The organism is Candidatus Ozemobacteraceae bacterium (genome assembly GCA_035373905.1).
GTDB lineage: Bacteria > Muiribacteriota > Ozemobacteria > Ozemobacterales > Ozemobacteraceae > MWAR01.
Genome location: DAOSOK010000015.1, coordinates 1 through 21,843 on the forward strand (window position 1 = coordinate 1; position 21,843 = coordinate 21,843).

The 21,843-nt window shown below is 60.9% G+C and carries 24 protein-coding genes and 4 tRNA genes; 17 read left to right on the top strand and 11 right to left on the bottom strand.

The features are described from left to right. The 3 genes from PLU72_08865 to PLU72_08875 form a co-directional block, all read right to left on the bottom strand. On the bottom strand, positions 1–836 hold an 836-nt coding region (locus tag PLU72_08865; protein HOT28291.1), incomplete at its 3' end, for a tetratricopeptide repeat protein. A gap of 241 nt (positions 837–1,077) precedes the next feature. Further along, positions 1,078–2,559, bottom strand: coding sequence for a HEAT repeat domain-containing protein (locus PLU72_08870; protein HOT28292.1), 1,482 nt, complete (start codon positions 2,557–2,559; stop codon positions 1,078–1,080). 81 nt (positions 2,560–2,640) lie between these two features. Beyond that, on the bottom strand, positions 2,641–2,844 hold the full coding sequence (locus PLU72_08875; protein ID HOT28293.1) for a hypothetical protein: 204 nt from the start codon (positions 2,842–2,844) through the stop codon (positions 2,641–2,643). Positions 2,845–2,994: 150 nt separating this feature from the next. Between PLU72_08875 and cysS the strand changes: the two genes are divergently transcribed. Both cysS and PLU72_08885 read left to right on the top strand, forming a co-directional pair. Next, the gene (gene cysS, locus PLU72_08880) at positions 2,995–4,443 is read left to right on the top strand and encodes a cysteine--tRNA ligase (GenBank protein HOT28294.1); all 1,449 of its coding nucleotides are present in this window, start codon (positions 2,995–2,997) and stop codon (positions 4,441–4,443) included. After that, complete coding sequence (locus tag PLU72_08885) at positions 4,440–4,913, top strand: ribonuclease III domain-containing protein (GenBank protein HOT28295.1); 474 nt, start codon at positions 4,440–4,442, stop codon at positions 4,911–4,913. The genes cysS and PLU72_08885 overlap by 4 nt, the downstream gene beginning before the upstream one ends. 184 nt (positions 4,914–5,097) lie before the next feature. On the opposite strand, the gene PLU72_08890 is transcribed toward PLU72_08885, so the two are convergent. Continuing rightward, positions 5,098–5,376: a hypothetical protein gene (locus PLU72_08890; GenBank protein ID HOT28296.1), complete on the bottom strand. Its 279-nt coding sequence runs from the start codon at positions 5,374–5,376 to the stop codon at positions 5,098–5,100. Positions 5,377–5,424: 48 nt separating this feature from the next. Here PLU72_08890 and rlmB point away from each other — a divergent pair, with 48 nt between their 5' ends. The 13 genes from rlmB to rplL all read left to right on the top strand — a co-directional run bounded on the left by rlmB (position 5,425) and on the right by rplL (position 11,373). Beyond that, positions 5,425–6,171: a 23S rRNA (guanosine(2251)-2'-O)-methyltransferase RlmB gene (gene rlmB / locus PLU72_08895; GenBank protein ID HOT28297.1), complete on the top strand. Its 747-nt coding sequence runs from the start codon at positions 5,425–5,427 to the stop codon at positions 6,169–6,171. A gap of 87 nt (positions 6,172–6,258) precedes the next feature. Next, positions 6,259–6,331, top strand: a tRNA-Thr gene (locus tag PLU72_08900). Between the two features lie 13 nt (positions 6,332–6,344). Then, positions 6,345–6,427, top strand: a tRNA-Tyr gene (locus PLU72_08905). Between the two features lie 6 nt (positions 6,428–6,433). Continuing rightward, positions 6,434–6,506 (top strand) — tRNA-Thr (locus tag PLU72_08910). A gap of 37 nt (positions 6,507–6,543) precedes the next feature. Further along, positions 6,544–7,737 carry an elongation factor Tu gene (gene tuf, locus PLU72_08915; protein ID HOT28298.1) on the top strand — a complete coding sequence of 398 codons (1,194 nt, stop codon included), beginning with the start codon at positions 6,544–6,546 and terminating at the stop codon, positions 7,735–7,737. A 91-nt stretch (positions 7,738–7,828) separates the two neighbouring features. Beyond that, entirely contained in the window at positions 7,829–7,978 is a 150-nt protein-coding gene (gene rpmG / locus PLU72_08920; GenBank protein HOT28299.1) for a 50S ribosomal protein L33, read from the top strand. Between the two features lie 79 nt (positions 7,979–8,057). After that, a tRNA-Trp gene (locus PLU72_08925) sits at positions 8,058–8,130 on the top strand. 35 nt (positions 8,131–8,165) lie between these two features. Continuing rightward, a complete protein-coding gene (gene secE, locus PLU72_08930) occupies positions 8,166–8,399 on the top strand; it encodes a preprotein translocase subunit SecE (GenBank protein ID HOT28300.1) in 234 nt (77 codons plus the stop codon). Continuing rightward, positions 8,396–8,941, top strand: a complete 546-nt coding sequence (nusG, locus tag PLU72_08935; GenBank protein HOT28301.1) for a transcription termination/antitermination protein NusG — start codon at positions 8,396–8,398, stop codon at positions 8,939–8,941. The genes secE and nusG overlap by 4 nt, the downstream gene beginning before the upstream one ends. A 34-nt stretch (positions 8,942–8,975) precedes the next feature. Then, positions 8,976–9,401, top strand: a complete 426-nt coding sequence (gene rplK, locus PLU72_08940; protein HOT28302.1) for a 50S ribosomal protein L11 — start codon at positions 8,976–8,978, stop codon at positions 9,399–9,401. Between the two features lie 64 nt (positions 9,402–9,465). Then, a complete protein-coding gene (gene rplA / locus PLU72_08945; protein ID HOT28303.1) occupies positions 9,466–10,185 on the top strand; it encodes a 50S ribosomal protein L1 in 720 nt (239 codons plus the stop codon). A gap of 215 nt (positions 10,186–10,400) precedes the next feature. Continuing rightward, positions 10,401–10,931, top strand: a complete 531-nt coding sequence (gene rplJ / locus PLU72_08950; protein ID HOT28304.1) for a 50S ribosomal protein L10 — start codon at positions 10,401–10,403, stop codon at positions 10,929–10,931. A 70-nt stretch (positions 10,932–11,001) separates the two neighbouring features. Further along, positions 11,002–11,373 carry a 50S ribosomal protein L7/L12 gene (rplL, locus tag PLU72_08955; GenBank protein HOT28305.1) on the top strand — a complete coding sequence of 124 codons (372 nt, stop codon included), beginning with the start codon at positions 11,002–11,004 and terminating at the stop codon, positions 11,371–11,373. 129 nt (positions 11,374–11,502) lie between these two features. Here the strand turns inward: rplL and PLU72_08960 are convergent, their stop codons facing one another. From PLU72_08960 to PLU72_08990, 7 genes are all read right to left on the bottom strand, one after another. Next, positions 11,503–13,098 (bottom strand): hypothetical protein, encoded by a 1,596-nt coding sequence (locus PLU72_08960; protein HOT28306.1) that lies wholly within the window; start codon positions 13,096–13,098, stop codon positions 11,503–11,505. Next, on the bottom strand, positions 13,086–13,910 hold the full coding sequence (locus PLU72_08965) for an ATP-dependent sacrificial sulfur transferase LarE (GenBank protein ID HOT28307.1): 825 nt from the start codon (positions 13,908–13,910) through the stop codon (positions 13,086–13,088). The genes PLU72_08960 and PLU72_08965 overlap by 13 nt, the downstream gene beginning before the upstream one ends. A 116-nt stretch (positions 13,911–14,026) precedes the next feature. Then, positions 14,027–14,452 carry a hypothetical protein gene (locus PLU72_08970; protein ID HOT28308.1) on the bottom strand — a complete coding sequence of 142 codons (426 nt, stop codon included), beginning with the start codon at positions 14,450–14,452 and terminating at the stop codon, positions 14,027–14,029. A gap of 103 nt (positions 14,453–14,555) precedes the next feature. Then, positions 14,556–15,479, bottom strand: coding sequence for a cyclic pyranopterin monophosphate synthase MoaC (gene moaC / locus PLU72_08975; GenBank protein HOT28309.1), 924 nt, complete (start codon positions 15,477–15,479; stop codon positions 14,556–14,558). 82 nt (positions 15,480–15,561) lie between these two features. Next, positions 15,562–16,506: an ADP-ribosylglycohydrolase family protein gene (locus tag PLU72_08980; GenBank protein ID HOT28310.1), complete on the bottom strand. Its 945-nt coding sequence runs from the start codon at positions 16,504–16,506 to the stop codon at positions 15,562–15,564. A gap of 11 nt (positions 16,507–16,517) precedes the next feature. Continuing rightward, on the bottom strand, positions 16,518–18,761 hold the full coding sequence (locus PLU72_08985) for a cAMP/cGMP-dependent 3',5'-cyclic-AMP/GMP phosphodiesterase (GenBank protein ID HOT28311.1): 2,244 nt from the start codon (positions 18,759–18,761) through the stop codon (positions 16,518–16,520). 404 nt (positions 18,762–19,165) lie between these two features. Next, positions 19,166–20,035 carry a biotin/lipoate A/B protein ligase family protein gene (locus PLU72_08990; protein HOT28312.1) on the bottom strand — a complete coding sequence of 290 codons (870 nt, stop codon included), beginning with the start codon at positions 20,033–20,035 and terminating at the stop codon, positions 19,166–19,168. 342 nt (positions 20,036–20,377) lie between these two features. Here PLU72_08990 and PLU72_08995 point away from each other — a divergent pair, with 342 nt between their 5' ends. Both PLU72_08995 and PLU72_09000 read left to right on the top strand, forming a co-directional pair. Then, the gene (locus tag PLU72_08995; protein ID HOT28313.1) at positions 20,378–20,950 is read left to right on the top strand and encodes an HD domain-containing protein; all 573 of its coding nucleotides are present in this window, start codon (positions 20,378–20,380) and stop codon (positions 20,948–20,950) included. 118 nt (positions 20,951–21,068) lie between these two features. Continuing rightward, a complete protein-coding gene (locus PLU72_09000) occupies positions 21,069–21,800 on the top strand; it encodes an ABC transporter ATP-binding protein (protein ID HOT28314.1) in 732 nt (243 codons plus the stop codon). Positions 21,801–21,843: the final 43 nt, after the last annotated feature.

Below are 21,843 nucleotides of genomic sequence, written 5' to 3' on the forward strand. Positions count from 1 at the left end.
AAATGCTCGTCGACCCTGATCGCCTCTTCCAGGTGCTTGATGGCGGCGAACAGGTCGCCTTTCAGGCTGTAGGCCTTGCCGAGAAGGTAGTGCAGGCGGGGGTTGTCGGCATCATTCTCGAGAAGGGACTCGAGAAGGTCGATCGCCTGCTGATACCGGCCACGCTCGATGAACTCCTCGGCGCGCGACTCGGCGCCGGTTTTGAGGCTTTCCTTCGCTTTCTGGGCGGCCTGCGGCGGAAGCGGCGGCACCCGGAGGCTTTCGGTGGGAGGAAGCTGAGTCGATGGCGGCATCGCCGGAAGCGAGACGGGTGCCTGTTGTTGTGGTTGCCGGGCCGGCGGCAGGACCGGCAGATCCGGCGTGTAGGGCTGGGTTACGACCGGTGCCCGGGCTTGTTGGGAGGAGGATTCTCGCTGCGGTTGCCGGTTCCGGCCCGCCCGTTCCTGCGCAGCCCGGTCGAGCACCGCGGCCTGTTCTTCCCCGCGCTGCCGTTTCATATCGACGGTGCATCGGGCGATGCCGCGTCGTGCAGCGACCATCGATGGGTCGAGGACGGCCGCGAGCTGGTATTCCTTGAGCGCCTCCTGGAAGTTCCCGGTCAGCTCGAATACACGGGCCAGGTTGAAATGCACGCCGGGATGACGGGGAGACCGCTCGTAGGCTCGCTGCAGGCACTGGTGGGCCTGCTTGTATCGCTGTTGATATATATGGTTGACGGCCTCCTCGACGAGAATATTCGTGTCGTCGAACTGCGCGAAGGCCGGAAGCGCAGGGCCAAGAAGCAGCACTGCAAGCCATTTCCGGAAGTTCCATTCAGTGTCAAAGCGTTTCTGCATCGTTCATCGTCCTGTTTTTGACGTCACCGGGTCCCTATGTTACTATCGGTTCAGCAGACCACATTTCACATCGGAGGCCGTATGTCGATATTCCGTTTCATCTGGTGGGCAATGATCATCAGTCTGGCCGCGTTTGCCGGCTACGTCTACGGTTACCTGTCCGAATAATTTCCGCAGACCGAACCGACGCCTCCCGGAATGCCCATGAGCACCGGGAGGCGCTTTGTTTCAGGCGGAGCAGTCATCCAGCCGCCGGCGGCATCGTCGATGCCTTCTGTTTCTGGGCGAGCCAGGCCGCTTCGCGCAGGGAATACGCCTTCTGCACGCGGAGCAGCTTGTCATTGTCGTTGAGCAGTTCGGCCATCGTCTTGAGGGCCCGGAAGTCGCCCTGCCTGAGCATCAGCTCGCCGCAGGCCGCGCGGACGGCCTCGTTCTGATCATTCAACCCCTTGAACAGGGTGTCGTTCGCCTTCGCGCCGTCGATTGCCGCGCGATACCGGTACGATGCGGCACGGATGTTGTGGTCGGCATCGCCGGCCAGGGGCGCCGCATACTGCCTGAACTCGGCGCTGCGAAGCTTCGACAGAAGGTCGATGAACTGGGCTCTCAGCACCGGGCTGCGCTCCTTGCTCCACATCATGATGATCCGCGGAGCGTCCCCTGGCGCCGCGACTTCGCCCATCGCTTTGATGAAGTGTGTCAGCGCCCACTGCGTGGCGGTGTTGTATGCGGCGGCGAGGCCGTTGAAGCTGTTCGGGGCGCGGATCTGGCCGATGGCCCAGGCGCTTCGGCCCGCGACGACTCCCTCTTCGTCGGACAGCATCCGGATCAGCTGCCGGACAGCCTGCGCTATCCTGTAGGTGCCGGCAAGCCAGGCGCCGCTCGAGCGCTCCCAGCGGTTCGGCGAGAGCATGAACCGATCGAGCTCTGCGCTGATCCGGTCGCCAAAGCCGTTGTCGTAAAAAATGCACATGACGTTCGCCTTGACCCGGTTCGATGGGTCTCGCAGGAAGGGAGTCACAATCACTTCGATCAGCGGGAACGGCAGCTGGCCGAGTGCCTCGATCGCGTTCGCACGGATTCGTGCTTCGGAATGGAGGAGGCTGTGCTGGAAATAGGCGACCAGAGGCTGTTTGCGGTATTTGCCGAGCGAGAGAAGCGCGGTCGCGAAGACGTTGTTGTTGTCTTCGGACTCGAGCAGGTTGATGAGCACGTTGCAGGCCGGTTCGAGGGGGGCGAGGTAGCCGAGGACGAGCGCCGCGTCGATGCGCACGCCGATATCCGGATCGCGGCTCGCCTTGGCCAAGAAGTCCCAGGGGACGTGCTCGCCGAAATAATGCAATGCCCTGACGAGCGTCTGGCGGAGTTTCGGTGAGAGTTCGCTCTGTGCCGTCTGAATCAGCGCTGGCAGGAACGCAGGATCGCCGCTCAGGGCAAGCGAATGGACGGCAAACAGCCTCGTGCTGAGGTCGGCGGAAGAAAGGGCTTTCACGAGGGGCTGATACGAGTTTTTCAGGCCGATGACACCGCAGAGCTGGATGGCCTTCCATTTCACGAACCGGTCGGAGTCGTTCAGCAGAGGGAGAATCAGCTCGCCGTCGAACTCCTGTGGGTATGTCTGTAGGCCTTCGAGTGCCAGAAAGCGGATGCTCGGGTTCGGATCCCTGAGTGCAAAGCCATACTGGCGAATGATACGTTGCTTCAGTTCGTCGGGTGCGGACATCGGATGATCCCCATCGTGTTCTCTATGATTTCTTTGAACGGCCTGGTTCCCGGTAAGTATACCCCGCGGCGCGATGCGGCGTCATTTCGATTTGAGAAGCTTGTTCGCCAGCAGCTTCATATACTCCTCGCGCAGCTCGGCCACCCCGTACATCGCCGCCTGGATGATGTCTCGCTGGGAAAGGTTGAAACGCCGCTTGACCTCTTCCATGGGCACGCCGGCCGCGAGCTGGTCGAGCACGGCCTCGATGATCGGGTTTCTGCCCGTTTTTTTTGCAGACGTCATACCCCATCTATCGGCAGGGTGACCCGTTTCGCCAATCCCTCTTCGGGGAATTCCCGAATCGGGAAGTTTGAAGAGTGAAAGGGGCGGAGGATGTGGTATCATCACGAACCTTCGAGACTTCGCGAATTTGATTTCCACGGAGACATGACCATGGATCTGATGCTGTACAATACGATGAGTCGCACCAAAGAGAAATTCGTCCCGCTGGTGGAGGGGCATGTAGGCATCTATGTCTGCGGCCCGACCGTCTACGGGCCGCCGCATCTGGGCCATGCAAAGAGCTATATAACTTTCGATGTTCTTGTGAAGCATCTTCGGAAGCGCGGCTTCAATGTGCGCTATGTGCAGAACATCACCGACGTTGGCCATTTGACCGACAACGCCGATGCCGGCGAGGACAAGATCCAGCGCCAGGCGCGCATCGACCGCGTCCACCCTTACGAGATCGTCGACAAGTGCATGTTCCAGTATATGCATGATATGGAACGACTCCGTGTGGCGCATCCGAGTTTCTACGTGCGGGCGTCCCAGCACGTCGGCGAGCAGATCGAAGCCGTCCGGAAGCTCGTCGAGAAAGGCCATGCCTACGTTTCCGACGGGAACGTGTATTTCGACGTCGCCTCCTTCAAGCATTACGGCAAACTTTCAGGTCGTACGATCGACGAACTGCGCGAGGCTGTGCGCGTCGAGGCCCGTTCCGACAAGCGCAATCCCCAGGATTTCGCACTTTGGAAGCGTGCCGAGCCAGATCACATTCTGCAATGGAACTCGCCCTGGGGCCCCGGGTATCCCGGCTGGCACATCGAGTGCTCGGTCATGAGCACCAAGTATTTGGGCGAGACGTTCGACATCCATGGCGGCGGCCTCGAGAACATGTTTCCGCACCACGAGTGCGAGATCGCACAAAGCGAAGCCGTAACCGGCAAACCATTCGCCCGCTACTGGGTCCATAACAACATGGTCACCGTCGACGGCGTGAAGATGGGCAAATCTCTCGGCAACTTCCGCACCTGCGAGGACCTGCTCGAGCGGCACAGTCCCGAGGCGATCCGCGTCTTCATTCTCTCGACCCATTACCGTTCGCCCAGCAACTACACGGAAGAGGCGATCGGCGCCGCCGCGACTGGTCTCCAGCGGCTCGGCCAGCTCCATGCCGCTCTCGACGCGCTCGCGAAACAGGGCGTGGCGGCCGGCGCGCAGGACGTGGCGTTCCTCGAAGCCGTCGAAACGACGGCGAACGCCGTCGGCGAAGCCCTCGACGACGATCTCGATACCCCAGGCGCCATCGCGCACCTGTATACGTTCGTGACGACGGCGAACCGCCTGATGGCCGGCGGCGTTTCCTCCGGAGCGGCAAATAAAGCTCTAGATATACTTCGCGACTGGGGCGGCGATGTGCTCGGCATTCTGCCGCCCGTCCAGGGAGGTGCCGCCGGCGGCGTCGACATCGACCCTCTGATGGGCATCATCCTCGACCTGCGGAAAGAGATGAAGACGAGCAAGCGCTACGATCTCGCCGACCAGATCCGCGATCGGCTCAAGGCCGCCGGCATCATGATCGAAGATACGCGGGACGGCGCCCGCTGGCGGCGCGCGTGACCGTTGCGGAAAACCTTGCCGAAACCCTGAAATTCACGTTTTCCCGCCCCTGGGAAAAACGACGGGCAGAGAAACTGACCGCGCGCACACTCGCCTATATCGGCGACTGCGTGTTCGAGCTGGGAAACCGGCTTCGCCACGTGGAAAGCGGCACCGACGATGCCGGCCACCTGCACTCGTCCGTCGTCAAACTCGTGTGCGCCCCCAATCAGGCGCGCATGTTCGAAACCGTCTGGGAGCGCGTTTCCCCCGAGGAGCAGGAGCTGCTCCGCCGGTGGCGCAACGCCAAGATGCCGTATCGCGGACCCCGGATGGACCGGCTCACCTACGCGCGCGCGACGGCGCTCGAAGCATGGGTGGGCTATCTGTTCCTGACCGGCCAGGATTCCCGCCTGGACGAGTTGTTCGAACTCGTGACCCCGCCCGAGCCGGCGCCGCCGGCAGATGAAGAAGGAGATTCCGATGAGTAACGACCGCTCGAAACGCTTCAACCCAGGCTCCCGCCGTTCCGATGGCCCCGCTCACGGAGCGCGTGGACAGAAAAAGACCGAGTGGTGGAGCGAAAAGCAGGGCCATCACAAGAAACACGGCGGCCAATCCGCGAACGACGGTCCTCCTCAACGCAAAAAGCGAGATGAATACGAGCCTCGCGAATCACGCGAACCCCGTGAGATTCGCGAATTCCGCGAGCCGCGTGAAGCCGGCGAGACAGGAAAGCCGCACGGTGGCCGTGACGGATACGAATCTCCGCGGCGCGGTGACGGCCGCCGGGCCGGAGGCGAGTTCGGACGCAGGGACCGCGGTCCCCGGCGCGAGGGCGACGAGCAGGGAAAGAGGCATGGGTTCAAGAAGCAAGGCGAAGTTCGGAAGCCGGGCGATTTCGAGGGGCATCGCGGCGATCGTGATGCGCACCGGTTCGAGAAGCCCCGGCATGTCCGGCCGTCGCTAGAGACGGCGCAGGAGGGCGGCGAAGACGATTCGATGTGGGTCGTCGGCCGGCATGAGGTGATCGAGCTGCTCCGGGCGAATCGCCCGATCGAGGCGGTCGTCATTGCCGATTCGGCACATGGAGAGGCGATCCGGGAGATTCGCGAGGAGGCCCATCGGCGAAAGCTGAAACTGCAGGTGATCCCTGTCCAGGCGTTTCGGCGCCGCTTTGGTGACGATACGCAGAGCGTCGCGGCGAAGACGGGGGCGTTCGAGTATGCCGAGTTCGACGCGCTTCTCGACGAATGCGAAAAGGATCCTGAGGCGGTTCTCGTGGCGCTGAACCACGTCGAGGATCCGCGCAATCTCGGGGCCGTGGTCCGCACCGTCGAGGCCTCCGGCGCCTCGGGAATCGTGATTCCGAGAGAGCGTGCCGCGGCCATGACGGGCGGCGCGCTCCGTACAGCTCAGGGGGCCGCTTCCCATCTGCCGGTGGCGAAGGTGGTGAATCTTGGCGTGGCGATCGAAGCCGCGAAAAAGCGCGGATTCTGGGTCATTGGCCTCGACGGGGCGGCGCCGAAACGGTATGACGAAATCCGGTACACGGGGCGGGTGATGCTCGTGGCAGGCGGAGAGGATGTCGGGCTGGGAGTCCGCATCGGAGGTGCGTGCGACGAGTGTGTGTCGATTCCGCTGAGCGGAAAAACGCCTTCGCTGAATGTTTCCGTCAGTACAGCGGTTGCGCTGTTCGAAGTCTTGCGACAGAAGGGTTTTGCGGTCCGCGGTCGCCGCGAAAAATAGATATTGACATTCGATCGAACTTCACTTATAATCGCCAAATACCGGTGGCCTTGCCGGTACGTTCTTTGACCAATGTAATGCAAACATGCCGATGTAGCTCAACTGGCAGAGCATCTGATTTGTAATCAGAAGGTTGTGGGTTCGATTCCCATCGTCGGCTTGTGCAGATACCTGGATGGGTGCCCGAGTGGCTAAAGGGGGCAGACTGTAAATCTGTTGGCTCGCGCCTACGGTGGTTCGAATCCATCCCCATCCATTTCTCGCCCGTGTAGCTCAGTCGGTAGAGCACTTGCATGGTAAGCAAGAGGTCGCCGGTTCAATCCCGGCCGCGGGCTTTTATTTCAATCGCTCATACATCATCAGGAGGACCACATGGCTAAGGAAACTTTTACCCGGACCAAGCCGCACGTCAACGTCGGTACGATCGGTCACATCGACCACGGCAAGACCACTCTCACGTCTGCCATTACGCTGACTTCGGCCAAAGCCGGTAAGGGGAAGGCGTTGAATTATGATCAGATCGATTCCGCACCCGAAGAGAAGGCTCGCGGCATCACGATCAATACCTGCCACGTCGAGTATGAAACCGACATCCGGCACTATGCCCATGTGGATTGCCCCGGCCACGCCGACTACATCAAGAACATGATCACCGGCGCCGCCCAGATGGATGGAGCGGTTCTCGTCGTTTCCGCCTCCGACGGCCCGATGCCCCAGACCAAAGAGCACGTCCTCCTCGCCCGCCAGGTCGGCGTTCCCTACATCGTCGTGTTCCTGAACAAATGCGACATGGTTGACGATCCCGAGCTGCTCGACCTCGTCGAGCTCGAAGTTCGCGATCTGCTCAACAAGTACGAGTTCCCCGGCGACAAGACCCCGATCATCCGCGGCAGCGCCCTCAAGGCCATGGAAGCCGGCGGCGAAGGCCCGGCGGCCGAGCCGATCATCAAGCTGCTCAAGACCCTCGACGAATACATTCCCGAGCCGCAGCGCGAACTCGACAAGCCCTTCCTGATGCCCGTCGAAGACGTGTTCACGATCACCGGCCGCGGCACCGTCGTGACGGGCCGCATCGAGCGCGGCATGATCAAGGTCGGCGATGCCATCGAGATCGTCGGTCTGATGGAAGAAGTCAAAACCTCGACCGTCACTGGCGTCGAGATGTTCCGCAAGACCCTCGATCAGGGTCAGGCCGGCGACAACGTTGGTCTGCTGCTCCGCGGCATCACCAAGGAAGAAGTCGAGCGCGGCATGGTCCTGGCCAAGCCGAAGAGCATCACCCCGCACAAGAAGTTCAAGGCCCAGGTCTACATCCTGTCGAAGGAAGAGGGTGGCCGCCATACGCCGTTCTTCAGTGGCTATCGGCCCCAGTTCTACTTCCGCACGACGGACGTCACCGGCGTCGTCCAGCTGGGCGAAGGCAAGGAAATGGTCATGCCGGGCGATCGCGCCGAGTTCATCTGCGAGCTGATCACCCCGATCGCGTGCGAGCAGGGTCTCCGCTTCGCCATCCGCGAAGGCGGCCACACCGTCGGCGCAGGCGTTGTCGCCTCGATCACCGAGTAAGTCATAACGGAGCCCCGGGGTGGGGCAACCGCCCCGGGGTTTCTCTTCCGGCCCGATTCGTGGGTCGAATGTTCCGAAAAGAGGGAGTCCTATGCGAGAACAGATCAACCTTGTGTGCACGAGCTGCAAGCGCAAGAATTACACGTCCATGAAAAACAAGCGCAACGATCCTGACCGCATCGAGCTGAGCAAATACTGCCCGGCAGAGCGGAAGCACACTCCCCACAAAGAGGGCAAGTAAGCGTTTCTGAACTGAGCGGAATGAAACCAGCGCACACAAACGCTGGTTTTACCGTCAAAGTACAGATGATTCAGCGTCTAGGGCTGTAGCTCAATTGGCAGAGCACCGGTCTCCAAAACCGGGGGTTAGGGGTTCGATTCCCTTCAGCCCTGCTTGATACAAGATCACTTACTATATAGAGGGGCACATGGATAAGTTACGCACCTACTGGAAAGAACTGTCCCGGCATCTGATGGAAGTCTGGATCGAAGTGCGACCCGAGAAGGGCCGTGTCGCCTGGCCGACCTACGAGAACATCAAGCTCTCGACCAAGGTCGTCATCATTTCGTCCATCGGCCTCGGGCTGTTCATCGGCCTTCTCGATGTCGTGTTCGGTGAAGTGCTGAAGGTTATCGTGGGTGGCGGGAAGGTCGGACTGTGAACATCTCCAGAGCTAAATGGTATGTGATCCATACCAATTCCGGGTCTGAATACAAGGTCAAGGCCAACCTGGAACACCGCGTCCAGCTTCTCGGAAAACAGGAGCGCATCTTCGAGGTGCTCGTTCCGACCGAGAGCGCCGAGCGCGTCCAGGACGGTGAGCGTGTCACCCAGACCCGCAAGATTTACCCCGGCTACGTCCTCGTCCAGATGAACATGGATGACGACACGTGGACGGTCGTGAAGAACACCCCCGGCGTCACCGGGTTCGTCGGACTTGGCGACAAGCCGACTCCGCTTCACGACAAGGAAGTGCAGAACGTCCTGCGCACGGCCGGCATCGGCCCGCAGCGGTCGGCTGCCATGACGCCCATCGGGTTCACCGAGGGGCAGACGGTCAAGATCATCGATGGTCCGTTCACGGATTTCATCGGTGTCATCAAGGAAATCAACCAGGAAAAGCGCAAGGCCAAGGTGCTGGTTTTCATCTTCGGACGCGACACCGCAATCGAAGTCGATCTCATCCAGCTCGAAGAGTCCTGACGCTCTCCCCTAACGTTCGAAGGAGTACAAGAACATGGCCAAGAAAGTTACCGGTTTCGTCAAATTGCAGATTCCCGCCGGCAAGGCAAACCCGGCTCCCCCGGTCGGTCCGGCCCTTGGCCAGCACGGCGTCAACATCATGGACTTCTGCAAGAACTTCAATGCCAGAACGTCCAAGGAAGGCGATGCCGTCATTCCGGTCATCATCACGGTCTACAGCGATCGGTCTTACACCTTCATCACCAAGACCCCGCCCGTGGCGTTCCTTCTGAAGAAGGCCGCGAAGATCGAGAAGGGCAACGCCACTTCCGGCCGCACCAAGGTCGGCAAGGTGACTCTCGCCCAGGTGACCGAGATCGCCAAGCGCAAGATGCCCGACCTGACCGCCGGCTCGATGGAAGCCGCGATCAGCATGGTCAAGGGCACCGCCCGCAGCATGGGCATGGAAGTCGTTGGCTGATTCCGAATTCAACCGGCCCGAAACGGCCGGCCATTCCTGAAGAAAGGAGGAAAACATTACCCGTATGCCGAAACACTCCAAGCGTTTTGCAGCTCTGAAGGAAAAGCATGTCGTCCTGGGTCAGGTCTTCACCCCGGAGGCTGCCTTCGAGAAAGTAGTCGCCTGCGCATCGGCCAAGTTCGATGAAACCGTCGACATCGCCGTCCGCACCGGCCTCGATCCGAAGTATGCCGATCAGCAGCTGCGTGGCAGCGTTGTGCTGCCTCATGGCGTAGGCAAAACCTGCCGTGTCGTGGTTTTTGCCGCTGGCGAGAAGGCCAAAGAGGCCGAAGCTGCTGGAGCAGACTTCGTTGGTGCCCAGGATCTGGTTACCAAGATCGAAGGAGGCTGGACGGAGTTCGATGCCGCCGTGGCGACCCCCGACATGATGAAGTTCGTCGGAAAACTCGGCCGCATTCTGGGCCCCCGCAACCTGATGCCCAACCCCAAGGTCGGAACCGTGACCATGGACATCGGAAAAGTGGTTCAGGAACTCAAGTCCGGTAAGGTGCAGTACCGCGTCGAGAAGGCCGGTATCATCCACTCGATCATTGGCAAAGCCTCGTTCGGTGCGAAGAAGCTGCACGACAACTTCCTAACCTTCTTCCAGGCCATCAACAAGGCCAAGCCGTCCGGCGCGAAGGGGACCTACATCAAGGGCTGCACCATCAGCTCGACGATGGGCCCTGGCATCGATCTCGATGTCAACGCCGCGCGCGCCACGGTCGAGAAGATCGCCGTGTGATGTGCATTCCCGCTTACGGCCGCTTCGGCGGCCTGAAGCATAGTTCTGAGTCGTAGACGCGGGTCCGATGCGTTAATCGGCTCGATCCGAAAGGGTCGGCCGGCCTGCCGAGACTGGTGAAACCTCGAAGTATCACGAAGGGTTTCCGGTTTCGGGCCGGAAACCCTTTTTGATTACGGATTACGATACAGCCACCGAAGGAGGTGACTCTCAAAATGGCAGATATGAAACAGAAAGAAACCTACATCAACGAGCTGAAGGACAAGCTTTCGAAGGCCAAGGTCGTCATCGTGGCCGGATGTGAAGGCGTCACCGTCGAAGAGATGAACGCTGTCCGCAAGAGCATTCGCAATCTCGGCGACGAGATGAAGGTCGTCAAGAACAAGCTCGCTCGCCGCGCGCTGCACGATCCGCAGCACCAGGCGCTCGAACCCTTCCTGACCGGCGAAAACACCGTGACCTTCGGGTATCACGACGAAGCGGCGCCCGTGAAGGCACTGTTCGAATTCGCGGAAAAGGCCAAGAAGTTCCAGTTCAAGGCCGGACTGCTCGGCGACAAGGTCCTCACCGTGAAGGAACTCGAGGCCCTCTCGAAGCTTCCGAACAAGCAGCAGATGCTCAGCATGCTGCTCTCCACCATGGTTGGACCGATCCGGAACATGCTCTCCGTCTCTCAGGGCCCGATCCGCAAGTTCGCGTATGCCCTGCAGGCCCTCAAAGAGCAGAAGGAAAAGGCCGCAGCCTGAACCTGATCTATACCGTTCAATATTATTCAATTTCATCGAACAACAAGCATAAGAAGAAGGAGTTAGAACAATGAATAAGGACCAGATCCTGGAAGCTATCGGCAGCATGTCGGTTCTCGAGCTCTCCGAGCTCGTCAAGGCCATGGAAGACAAGTTCGGCGTCACCGCCGCCGCTCCGGTTGCCGTCGCCGCCGTCGGCGCCGCCGCCCCGGCTGCCGCCGCTGCCGAGAAGACCGAGTTCGACGTCGTTCTCGAGAACTCCGGCGCGAACAAGATCAACGTCATCAAGGTCGTCCGCGAATTGACCGGCCTGGGCCTCAAGGAAGCCAAGGACCTCGTCGACGGCGCCCCGAAGACCGTGAAGGAAGGCGCTCCGAAGGCCGACGCCGAGAGCATGAAGAAGAAGCTCGAAGAAGCCGGCGCGAAGATCACCCTCAAGTAAGCACCCCAAAAAAGAACCGTGCGACCTTCGGGCCGCACGGTTCTTTTTTGGTGACGTTCGAAGAGTGAATTTCGACGTTTCGACCGGAAGTGAGATGGATGAGGGCCTGGTGAGAGAGCGATATCCTTTCTAGTATATTTCCGGAATGTCGTTCCGGAGCCAGAACCAGCCGTTCATGACGTTGACGAGACGATACCGCCGGTCGAGAAACTCCTGGAGACGATCGCGTTCCGCCTTGCCGATAAACCCCGTTTGCAGGAGATGATCGCTCAGGGCGTGCCGCTCCGTCTCCGCAGAAGGAGAACAGGTGCGTCGTTGCGGAAAAATGAGGATGGGATTTTTCGTCAGGAGTTGATCCGTGAAGCTTCCAAGCGGCTGTCGAAGATCCTCGTGAAGGATGGGAAGCTTGAGAAACTCCCAGAGCCATCCGTGAGCGAACTCCGTCGCGTTCCGGGCCAGAATCGGGTGAGCGGGAAACATCAGGCTGACACTCCCTTTGTGCGAATAGGCCTGAAGAATGTCCATCTGGATCAAGCCTTCGGAAAACGGCGACAAGGCCGAAGGCCGGGTGTAACTATGGGCCGGGAGAACGAACAGGACGCAGATGAACGACAGGGAAAAATAGCGTCGCTTCGCGGCGAGTTGCCGAAACAGATCCGTCGCCGCGGGGGCGAAGGCGATCAATACCAGGATCCCCGCCAGTTGCAGATGGTAGAGAACCTTGGCCGGGCTGAGAAGCATCGGCAACGCTCCGCCGAGAATGCACCCCCCGACGATGTTCGCCTTGCGCCGGTCTTCCGTTTCGTCGCGGCGGTATGCGAATAGAAATACAACAGCAGCTATAATAAAGAGGAGGGGCAGGACGCCTCCGTCGGAAAACACCATTTCCTGAAGTTTCCGATTGAAGGCGAAAGCCCAGTGGCGGCAGAGTTCCGTCAGATCGTGAGCGATCAGCCATGCGAGGAGCGGAATGAGAGCGATCGCGACACCGCAGAGCATGACAAGGCCTCTGCGAGCGATCGTGCCGATTGGCGGAAACGGTCGATGCAGGACGTCGGCCGCTCCGGCAAAACCGACGAGGGGGAGCAGCTTCGGCGTGAACGCCAGGCCGGCGCCGAGACACAGGCCCGCCAAAAAGCGTCCCGGGATTGCATTGCCGGCGTTGAGGAGGAAAAAAAGGCCCGTGAGAACGAGAGGGGCAGAAACCAGATCGGGACGGAGGACGTTCCACTGGAACGGTATCAGCATCGCCGACCAGAGAAAGAGAAATACCGACCAGGATATATGTTTTCCGGAATGGATCAAGACGCTCGTTCTCCATGCGAGAAAACCGGTCACGACGGCGATCAGGAGACAGCTGAGCCGCGTCGTCTCGACCAGGCTCGAACCGGCGTCGAACCACGCGGTTGCCGGAGCGATCAGGATCCAGAGTGTGGGCAGGTGGTGCTGCCAGAAGTCGCGGAATGGCAGAAGTCCTTGCGACATCAGCCAGGCCGAGTGAAGGTGCTCCACCTCGTCGTGGTCGACATACATCGCCTGCCAGGCGAGCAGAAAACTTCCGATGCTGCCGAGAACCACGCCGATTCGCAGACGATGTCGGGACGGATCTGCCGGGCTGAACAGGAGCGGGAACACGACAAGGGCGAGGATCGCGGCGAGGGCGAGCGGAAGCACTTTTTCCGCGAGCGGAGAAAGAAGAAAAAGCCGGAGGTTCAGATCGGACATGGTTGGCGGGGGTGGCCGGCAGGGGCATTCATAGCGCCTTTGCGGTATCCCGCGGGATCGACGGTGATCGCGGTGAAGCCGAGGGCTTTGAATTTTGCGACCAGGTCGGGCAACAGGGATTCGGCCCGGGCCACCTCCCCGGGGGGAACCTCGATCCTGGCTGATGCGCCGAGGTGGCGGAGGCGACAGTCGGAGAACCCGGCCTCCCGGAGGATTGATTCCCCGGCCTGGATCTGTTGCAGCATCTCCGCGGTCACGCGCGTTCCGAAGGGAATGCGTGTGGCGAGGCAGGGGCCTGGCGGTCTGACCAGGTCGGCGGCGTTCCATGAAATCAGGATTTCACGAATGGCCCGCTTGCCGAACCCGGCCAGCTCGAGCGGGCTGGCGATGCCCAGTTCGGCGAGGGCGCGCCGGCCGGGCCGATGATCGCTGCGGTCGTCGACGTTCGAACCGTCGGCGAGGACCCAGCCGTCCGGTTTGATGCCGAGAAGCGAGGTGAAGACATGCTTCTTGCAATGGTAGCATCGGTCGGGCGGATGCGCGGTGAAGGCCTCCAGGGGAAGGACGCTCAGGGGGACTTCGACGAGATCGAGATCGTGGCGAACGGCCGCGGCGCGGGCCGCGTCGATCTCGTGGAGCGACATGACCTCGGAAACCACCAGGAAGGCCCTGCTTGCCTTGCCGATGGCCCGTTTTGCCGCAAGGGCCAGGAAGGCGCTGTCCATGCCGCCTGAGTAGGCGACAGCAACGCCATGTTGGTTCGAAAACCAGGAGTTCAGGGCAGCCAATGACCGTTCGATATTCTTATCCATCCTGGCTCATATTATATCTCAATGAGGATTCCCATGAGACCATGCGCAGGCGGGAGGGCGTGTCCGCCTGAATCGTCATCGGTCTTCAATCTGCGGATGCGTTGCTGAAGCCGACGTTATTCAACGGAGTTGCCTTCATTCAGCCGATGTTGGAGGATATACCGCTCGCCGATGATGAGGGCGGCGTAGTCATCGACCGGGACAGGCGGGACCTGAAGCCCGAGAGGGACCAGGCGCCAGAAACCGGTGGGGGGGTGATCCCGGAAGTAGCGGTCGCGGGCTTCCCGGGTGGAGTTGCGTTCTTCGCCGGCTCGCACGGGGACGCCGAGGTCGAGATCTTCGATCAGGTCGGAAACGGCGGTTGCGGCGGTGCCGCTTCCCAGCACGATGACGTCGGGCAAGGGGGGGATGCAGAGACGCTGAAGGGTGCGATGCAGTTCGGCGAGGTAGACGACGCCTTTGTCGACAAGGGAAAGATCGTATCGGACAACTGCGTAACCGCATTTATCGGAACCCGGATCGAGAGCCAGGAGATACTTCATCGAATCGTGGAAATCCGGCAGGACGCGGTCATTCCGGCGCCTCCTTCGCGGGGCGTGGTCCGCCGTTCTTGCGGAAGACCGGGCTTCACCGTGGTGAGGCTTGTCATTTCACGCGTATGGCGAGGAGGGCGTCGGTCGCGTGGAGGGGGCCGCCGGCGAGGACGCGGGCGAAGATGCCTTCGCGGGGCATGACGCAGTCGCCGGCCTTGTGGTAGACGGCGCACTTCGTGTGGCACTCCTTGCCGATCTGAGTGACCTCGAGAAGGACGCCGCCGCCGGTCCACAGGAGCGAGCCGACGGGAAGTTCGTACAGGCAGATGCCCGAGGTGGCGATATTCTCGGCGAACGAGCCGAAGTCGACCTTCAGCCCTTTTTCCTGCATCTTGCGGATGCTCTCGATGCCGAGCAGGGAAACCTGACGATGCCAGTCGCCGCCGTGCGCATCGCCTTCGACGCCGAAGCCGAGCTTGATCGTCACGGCGTCGATCGGGTCCTTGGGCGTACCTTTGGAGCGGCTGGTCGCGAGCTTCTCGATCCTGCCGAGTTCGACGCCGTCCGCAAGCCAGTCGCCGCTTTTGCCGCCCGTTTTCAACAGCAGCCGGGCGCCTTCGAGCGTGACGCCCTTCGACACGCCTTTCACCATATCGTACAGATTCAGTTGGGCGACGGAGACGGCCGTCATGGCCTCCATCTCGACGCCTGTGCGATCGCTCGCCAGGGCTTCGGCGACGATCGCCACGCGTTCGGTTCCGTACGGCGCCAGGGTGAGATTCACGGCATCGAGCCTGATCGGGTGCGTCAGCGGGATGAGATCGGACGTCCGCTTCGCGGCCATGATGGCCGCCACCCGCGTTGCAGCCCAAGCATCGCCCTTGGCGATCTGTCCGTCGCGAAGCAGCGCAAGGGCCTGCTCGCCGGTTCGCACCGTCCCGAATGCGACGGCGCGTCGCTTCGTCACGGCCTTGCCGCCGACGTCCACCATCTTCACACGCCCCTCGCCATCGAGATGCGTCAACGAATCAGTCATACATACCCAACCTTTCGTCACCGGGAAGGTACGAAACAAATCAATGAATATATAGTGTCTTCGCGTCTATGCGGCAAAAGACTTACTTCTGGGGCGTGGAAAGACGGTAAAGGTCGCAGCCGAGCTGGCGAATGCGGGCGGCGCCTTCGAGTTTCTTCGTCCAGCGGTCGGGGATCGCCGCGAGGCCATTGTAGGCTCCGAACATGGCTCCGGCCATGGCGGCGATCGCATCGGAATCGCCGCCGACGTTGGCCGCGCCCACGATCATCTCGTCGAATTTGCGGGGATGTCGGAGGAACCAGTATAACGCCGCAGGTACGGACTCCATCGCGAAGCCGCTGACGCCGATCTGGTGCATGGCGACGGCCGGTTCCGCGCGCAGGGCGTCCCGCATCGTCTTGAGGCGTTTGACGATCTCGGGTGCAAACGCCTGGGAACGTTCGATCGCGGCGTTCACGACGACGTCGGGCGCCGGTTCGCTGCCCTCGAGGCCCATGCGGATGACGGTCGCGAGAACGATGGCCCCGGCGACAGCCCGCGGGTCGGTATGCGTGATGCGGCATGACTTGTCGAGGGCATCCTTGAGCATGCCCGGTGAACGCCACATCGCGAGTGCTATAGGAACGGCGCGGGCCGAGGCGATCACCCCTGCGGACGGGAAGCCGGCCTGGGACCAGGGAATCCCCGAGGCGAGTTTGCGACAGGCCTTCATCATGGTGTTTCCGGGGAAGCGCCACGACGTGCGCAGTTTCTGCATCTGATACCAGTCGATGAACCGCTGGGTCAGGTCATCGACCGAGAACCCGCGCTTTTCGACGAGGCTCTCAGCGACGATCAGCATCACCTGGGTCTCGTCGGAATACTGGCCGGGCTCGAGATGCGCGATCGGGTGCGACGGCATTGCCTTGACGTATTCGGTCACGCGCTGATGACCCATCGAGGGGTCGCGAATGACATCCTCGATCGGCGCGGCAAGAGCGTCGCCGATGGCGTATCCGAGAAGAACGGCCTGGAATTTGTCGATCATACCGTATCCTTTCAGGCGGGTTCGCCTGAACGACGCTGTCCGGGCTCGGACGGCTCGTTCCCCGCGTCGTGCGGGTCACGCCCGGCGGAGACGATCTGGGCGCGGATCTTGGCTTCCCGCAGCAACAGGAACACGCCCGGGTTGTGCTCCAGAAAACGATAAAACTCCATCGTGTCGATGCCGAACACCACCACCGGGCCGTCGGCCGTCAGGGTGAATCGGTGCCGTCCGCGCGACGGGGTCGAGTAAATGCGCATGAACATGCTTCCGCGCCGCGCTTTCGCGACTTTGCGTCCGCAACGCGACATGACGATGGTGCCGGAGTCGAGGAGATACAACGCCTCCCGCTCGGTTCCTTCCTTCGCGAGCGTTCTTCCGGCGGGGATCTCGAGCCTGGTCATGATGCCCTGCAGCTGCGTCCGCTGGGTCGAGGAAAGCCCCCGCAGAAGCGGCGTATCGTCGAACAGCCCCCAGGTGTCGTATTCGCGGTTCTCTGCGATGACCTTCATGTGGCGGGCGATCTCGGAGCCGCGGATAAAATAGAGGAAGTCATATTTATCCATGGCCAGCACCTTGAGGTTGGTTTCGGCCACCACGTCGGCGTTCCGGGGCATGTTGAGGATCATCGAGGTTTCGCCGAAGTAATCGTTGTTCGAGTAGGTCTTGATCACATCGCCGTTGCGGCGCACCAAGGCGCGGCCGCTGACGACCATGAAGAAACGGTCCCCGACCGTGCCCTGCTTGAAGATGACGTCGCCCGGCGCAAAGGTTTCGACCTTGGCCAGCGTAAGGAACTCGCGCGCTTTCTCGATCGGGAGTCCGGAAAACAGATCGATATGGCTGAGCACGTCGAGATACTCGAGCGCCTCGGTGCTGACAGGCGGCGTGACGGGAATGACGAGCGTATCGTCGGCGCCGGCCGGCGCTTTCCGCAGCTTCGAACCGGGCGGCAGCGAGCGTTCCGAGACATGAATCAGGAACAGACGCTCCTGAACGTTTTCCGGCAGCTCGGCGAGGTTCTTGATCGGCGTGTGAATCGGCGGAATGCCCGCCTCGTGGAAAATCACCGTGTGGTGCCAGGGGAAGTTCATCAGCTCGATCATCCGATACCGGTTCACGACGTTCGTCTCGAACAGCTTCCGCACGGTCGGCGGGTCGTACAGCGAGTCGGACGAATAGGCGAAGCTCTTTCCCTGGTAATACACCTCGAAACCGATCGTCGGGATCGAGTGAAGCGTGTAGAAGAACCTGAACTCGCCGCCGTGGATGCGGATCGGCACCTGGAGCGTGATCGCATGAAAATGGAACAGCCCCATGAACGTTTTGTGCGAAAGCCCGGTCAGAGCGCGGTATTTGCGCACGAAGCTCTCGAGGATGGTCTCTGTCGTATAGAGGTTGATTTTTTTCTCTTCGAGGAGTTTCTGCAGAATGCCGGAGTCGTGGTCGGCGTGACAATGCGTGAGAATGCAGTCATCGATAAGGCGCGGGTTGATGTCCATCGCCTTGAGCCACAGCGTCGAGTCGACGGGCGGATCGACGAGGATGCCGCGCCGGTTCACCCAGATAATGAAGCCGCTTGTCATCTCCTTCGGGTCGAACCCGTGGCCGGAGCCGATGACGGTGACGCCGAACAGCGGGGGCGTGAACGGCTGATGCCGCTCGGGGAATTCGCGGTCGATGCCGAACGAGACGTCCAGGGGCACTTCGGCGAGCACTCGGGCGCCGTCGACCACGCGGAGCATTCCCTTCGGGGTTCGCTCGAGAGCGAGGTTTCCGAACGGTACGCGGTTGTTGGGGCCCCACGGGATGCCGGTGGCGATGTCGCTCAGTTCCATTTTCCTGAGGCCGGAGGCGTCTTTCGCCCGGAAGAACTCCATTTCGGCGCGCAGATCGGGAATGAGGTCGTGATTCACGCCGTAGGGGAATTCCCGCTGGAGGGAAACGATATCGGGGCCGAGCACGGCTTCCTTGAGGACGCCCATGATCGTTTCGATCTGGTGTGTCTGGCCGATGACCTTGATGCTGCGATGTTTGAGAAAGTAGTTGTAGTAGGCCGGGAACTCGATGTCGGCGAGCGAAACGCCGCGCTCCGTGCTGAAGAGGCGATTCGGCAGGACGAACGTATCCGGCACCTCGCCGAGGAGGTGCAGCGTGTCCTTGATCGTTTCGGGCGTGGCGCCGACCTGGAGAATCCCTGACGGCGTCTTGATCAGCGTGCCGCCGCGCGGGAGCTGAATGACTTCGATTTCCGACATAGTCCTCTGCCTAAGAGAATGCCTGGGGCATAACCAAGAAAAGATAATGGATGCCACCCACAAATGCAACCACATAACGGCCGGACTCCGAGACGCGGAGAAACGTCTTCGTCGCAGGCGCGCAAACGCAGAGAATGCCTTCATCGGGAACGCGCTCTTTATCTGCATCCTTCGGTGTTGGGCTCTGTTTGCGTTTGTGCGTCGGCGTTGCGAATCGGGGACGGAGCGGTTCGCGAATCGCCCCAGCGGGTATTGGGCGATCGTGCGCGCGGAGGTGAAATCAGTGATTCCTGCGCAACAAAAACCCAAGGAGTGTTCCCGTTCGGGCTGAGCCCGTCGAAGCACGAGAGCCTCTCGCTCTTCGACGAGCTCAGGGCGAACGGATGTCGTTCATTCTGCAGGACTCAATCGTTCCGGGGGAAAGCCTTTTGGAGCCGTGATTCCCAGGTTTCGGGGGGGAGGCTCTTCCAGTCGATGCGGGAGTATTTTTCTCGGCTGAGGATCTCGATTTCATGGCGCTCGATGTCATCGTATTCCGACGGAAGCAGCTCCAGATCGAATGTCGAGGCAATGGTGCGAGCGATGTGTGCCGGCAGATCAGCCACGGAGGCCGGTGACATGAAATCGGTCAGAACCGAAATGAGTGGCTGACGAGCGTCGTCCTCTCGAGCCCGGACCGCCGGCGTGAGAACCGCCGAAGGCAGATCACGTCGAGTGATCGGAAGGGAACCGTGGACGACGAGAACTTCTCCCATGACGCTCCCGGCAGCCCCGATCAGTTTCTTTCCCCCGGCGTATACCGAGTGACCGGCCGCCGCGGCGTAGCAGTGAATGCGATCCGAGCGGCCCGGCTTCACTTCATGGTCTTCCGAAAACCGCGCAGGAACTCCGGCGGCCGCGAGAGCATCGACGAGGGGCCGCATCACGGCCTGAAAACACGTCAGGAAATCGCCTCTCCCGGCGGCGCCGTTCCGAAGCAGGGAAAAGGGCATTCCGATCGAAAACGTGATCTCGTCGGCGTGAAACACCATCTTGCCGCCCGATTTGCGCCGCACCACGCCGATCCCGGCGGCTTCGGCGGCGTGCAGATCGACAAGGCGCTCGACGGGCTGAAAATATCCGAACGACATCGAAGGCGGATTCCACCGATAGAACCTGGCGAACGGCCCGCCGCCGCGCAGCTGCAGCGATCGCGCCAGCGCCTCGTCGGCCGCCATGTTCGTTTCCGGCGCCCCGGCTTCGTCGATGATGACCCTGAGTATTCCGGTATCCACTATAGCACCATAGCACCGTGACCAGAGATCAGCAAACAAACCGTCGTTCATGCTCCAACGAATTACCAGATGAAATTTTTTCACTTTTTTTCGGTATGCCAAAGCCTGTATTTCTCCGAATGACTTCGCAGGTGTTTGCGAGTGTTTGGCGATGTCTGAATTTGTCGGGGGTGAGGGGTATCAACAAAACGTCGCATCGGGGCGATAAGGGTTGTGGTTTTGTTTGCCTCCTTATTATTTCGGGCCGGGGATACATCCCCGGTCTTCTTTTTTGCGTCGATTGCCTCGTGCCGGCGGGGCGAGTATGATGTCACCGCATCGCATCAACGACGGAGACAACGCATGAGCATCGATCTGACGACACTCGACGGGCTGTTCCACGATTTTCTCAACCTCAAGAAAATCCGCCGCACCGGCTGGCAGCTGCGGGGAATCCGCGACTGCGAGTCGATCGCCGACCACGCGTTCGGCGTGGCCCTGCTGACGATGCTGCTTTCCGACAAGATAACGAGCCACAAGCTCGACCGGGCACACGCGCTCGAGCTCGCGATGACGCATGAACTGGGCGAATGCCGCGTCGGCGATATTCCCTACACGGCGCTTCGGTACTGGACGCAGAAATCCGAGGCCGAACAGGCGGCGGTCGCCGACATGACGGCCCCGCTTGGCGAATCAGGAAAGCGGTATCAGGAACTTTTCGCCGAGTTCGAGAGCAACGCGACGGTCGAGGCCCGGTTCGTGCGCGCCATCGACAAGCTCGAGATGCTCATCACGGCATCGGAATACGAGCACACCGGCTTTCGCGCCCTGGGCGACTTCTGGGACAACGCCTCGACCTTTGCCGCGTTCGAAGAGTTTCCCGAACTCGCCGCCTACGCCCGCACCTTGAAACGTCGCCATGATGAGCGGAAATGAGAGACAACGAACCACAGAATCACAGAGATATTTGTCCTTCGCAACCTCGTCCGGGCGGGTTTGAAACCTGCCCCTACGCATGGCGATGACGAGAGGGCAACGGCTCGAGGGGTTGGCCATGATGGAACCGATGATCGAGATTCAGAACCTGACGAAGCGATACGGGGAAAAAGAAGCCGTTGCGGGGCTCACCCTGTCCGTGCCGCGCGGGGCCATGTATGGGTTTCTCGGGCCGAACGGGGCCGGGAAGACGACGACGCTGCGCATGCTGATGGGGCTGCTGCAGCCGAGTTCGGGAAGCGCGCGCATCGAGGGTCTCGACGTGACGGACGATACCGTCGCCGTGCGGGCCTGCGTCGGGTATCTGCCTGACGAGGTCTTTCTGTACGATTATCTGACGGGGCAGCAGTTTCTCGAGTTCGTCGCTGATATGCGCGGCATTTCGCGGGAAGCGCGCGATCAGCGGATCCGGGAGTTGCTCGAGTTTTTCGGTCTCGAATCGGCGGCAGGAGAATATACCGTTAACTATAGCTTCGGCATGAAAAAAAAGCTTGCGCTCGCCGGGATCGTCATCCACAAGCCTTCCGTGCTGCTGCTCGACGAGCCGTTCAACGGCCTCGATCCGCAGGCGACGAAAGACTGCAGGGCCATGCTGACCCGCATGACGGCCGAAGGTTCGACGGTTCTGTTCTCGAGCCACGTTCTCGAGGTCGTCGAGAAACTGGTGACCCATGTCGCCATCATCGATTCGGGAATGCTCCGGGCCTCAGGAACGCTGGCCGAGGTGTGCGCTCCCCACGACAATTCTCTCGAGAAAGCCTTTTTCAGCCTCACCTCCCGCCAGAATTGACCATCGGCCGGAGGACTCACCACGCAGATGCTCCGTTGAAAAA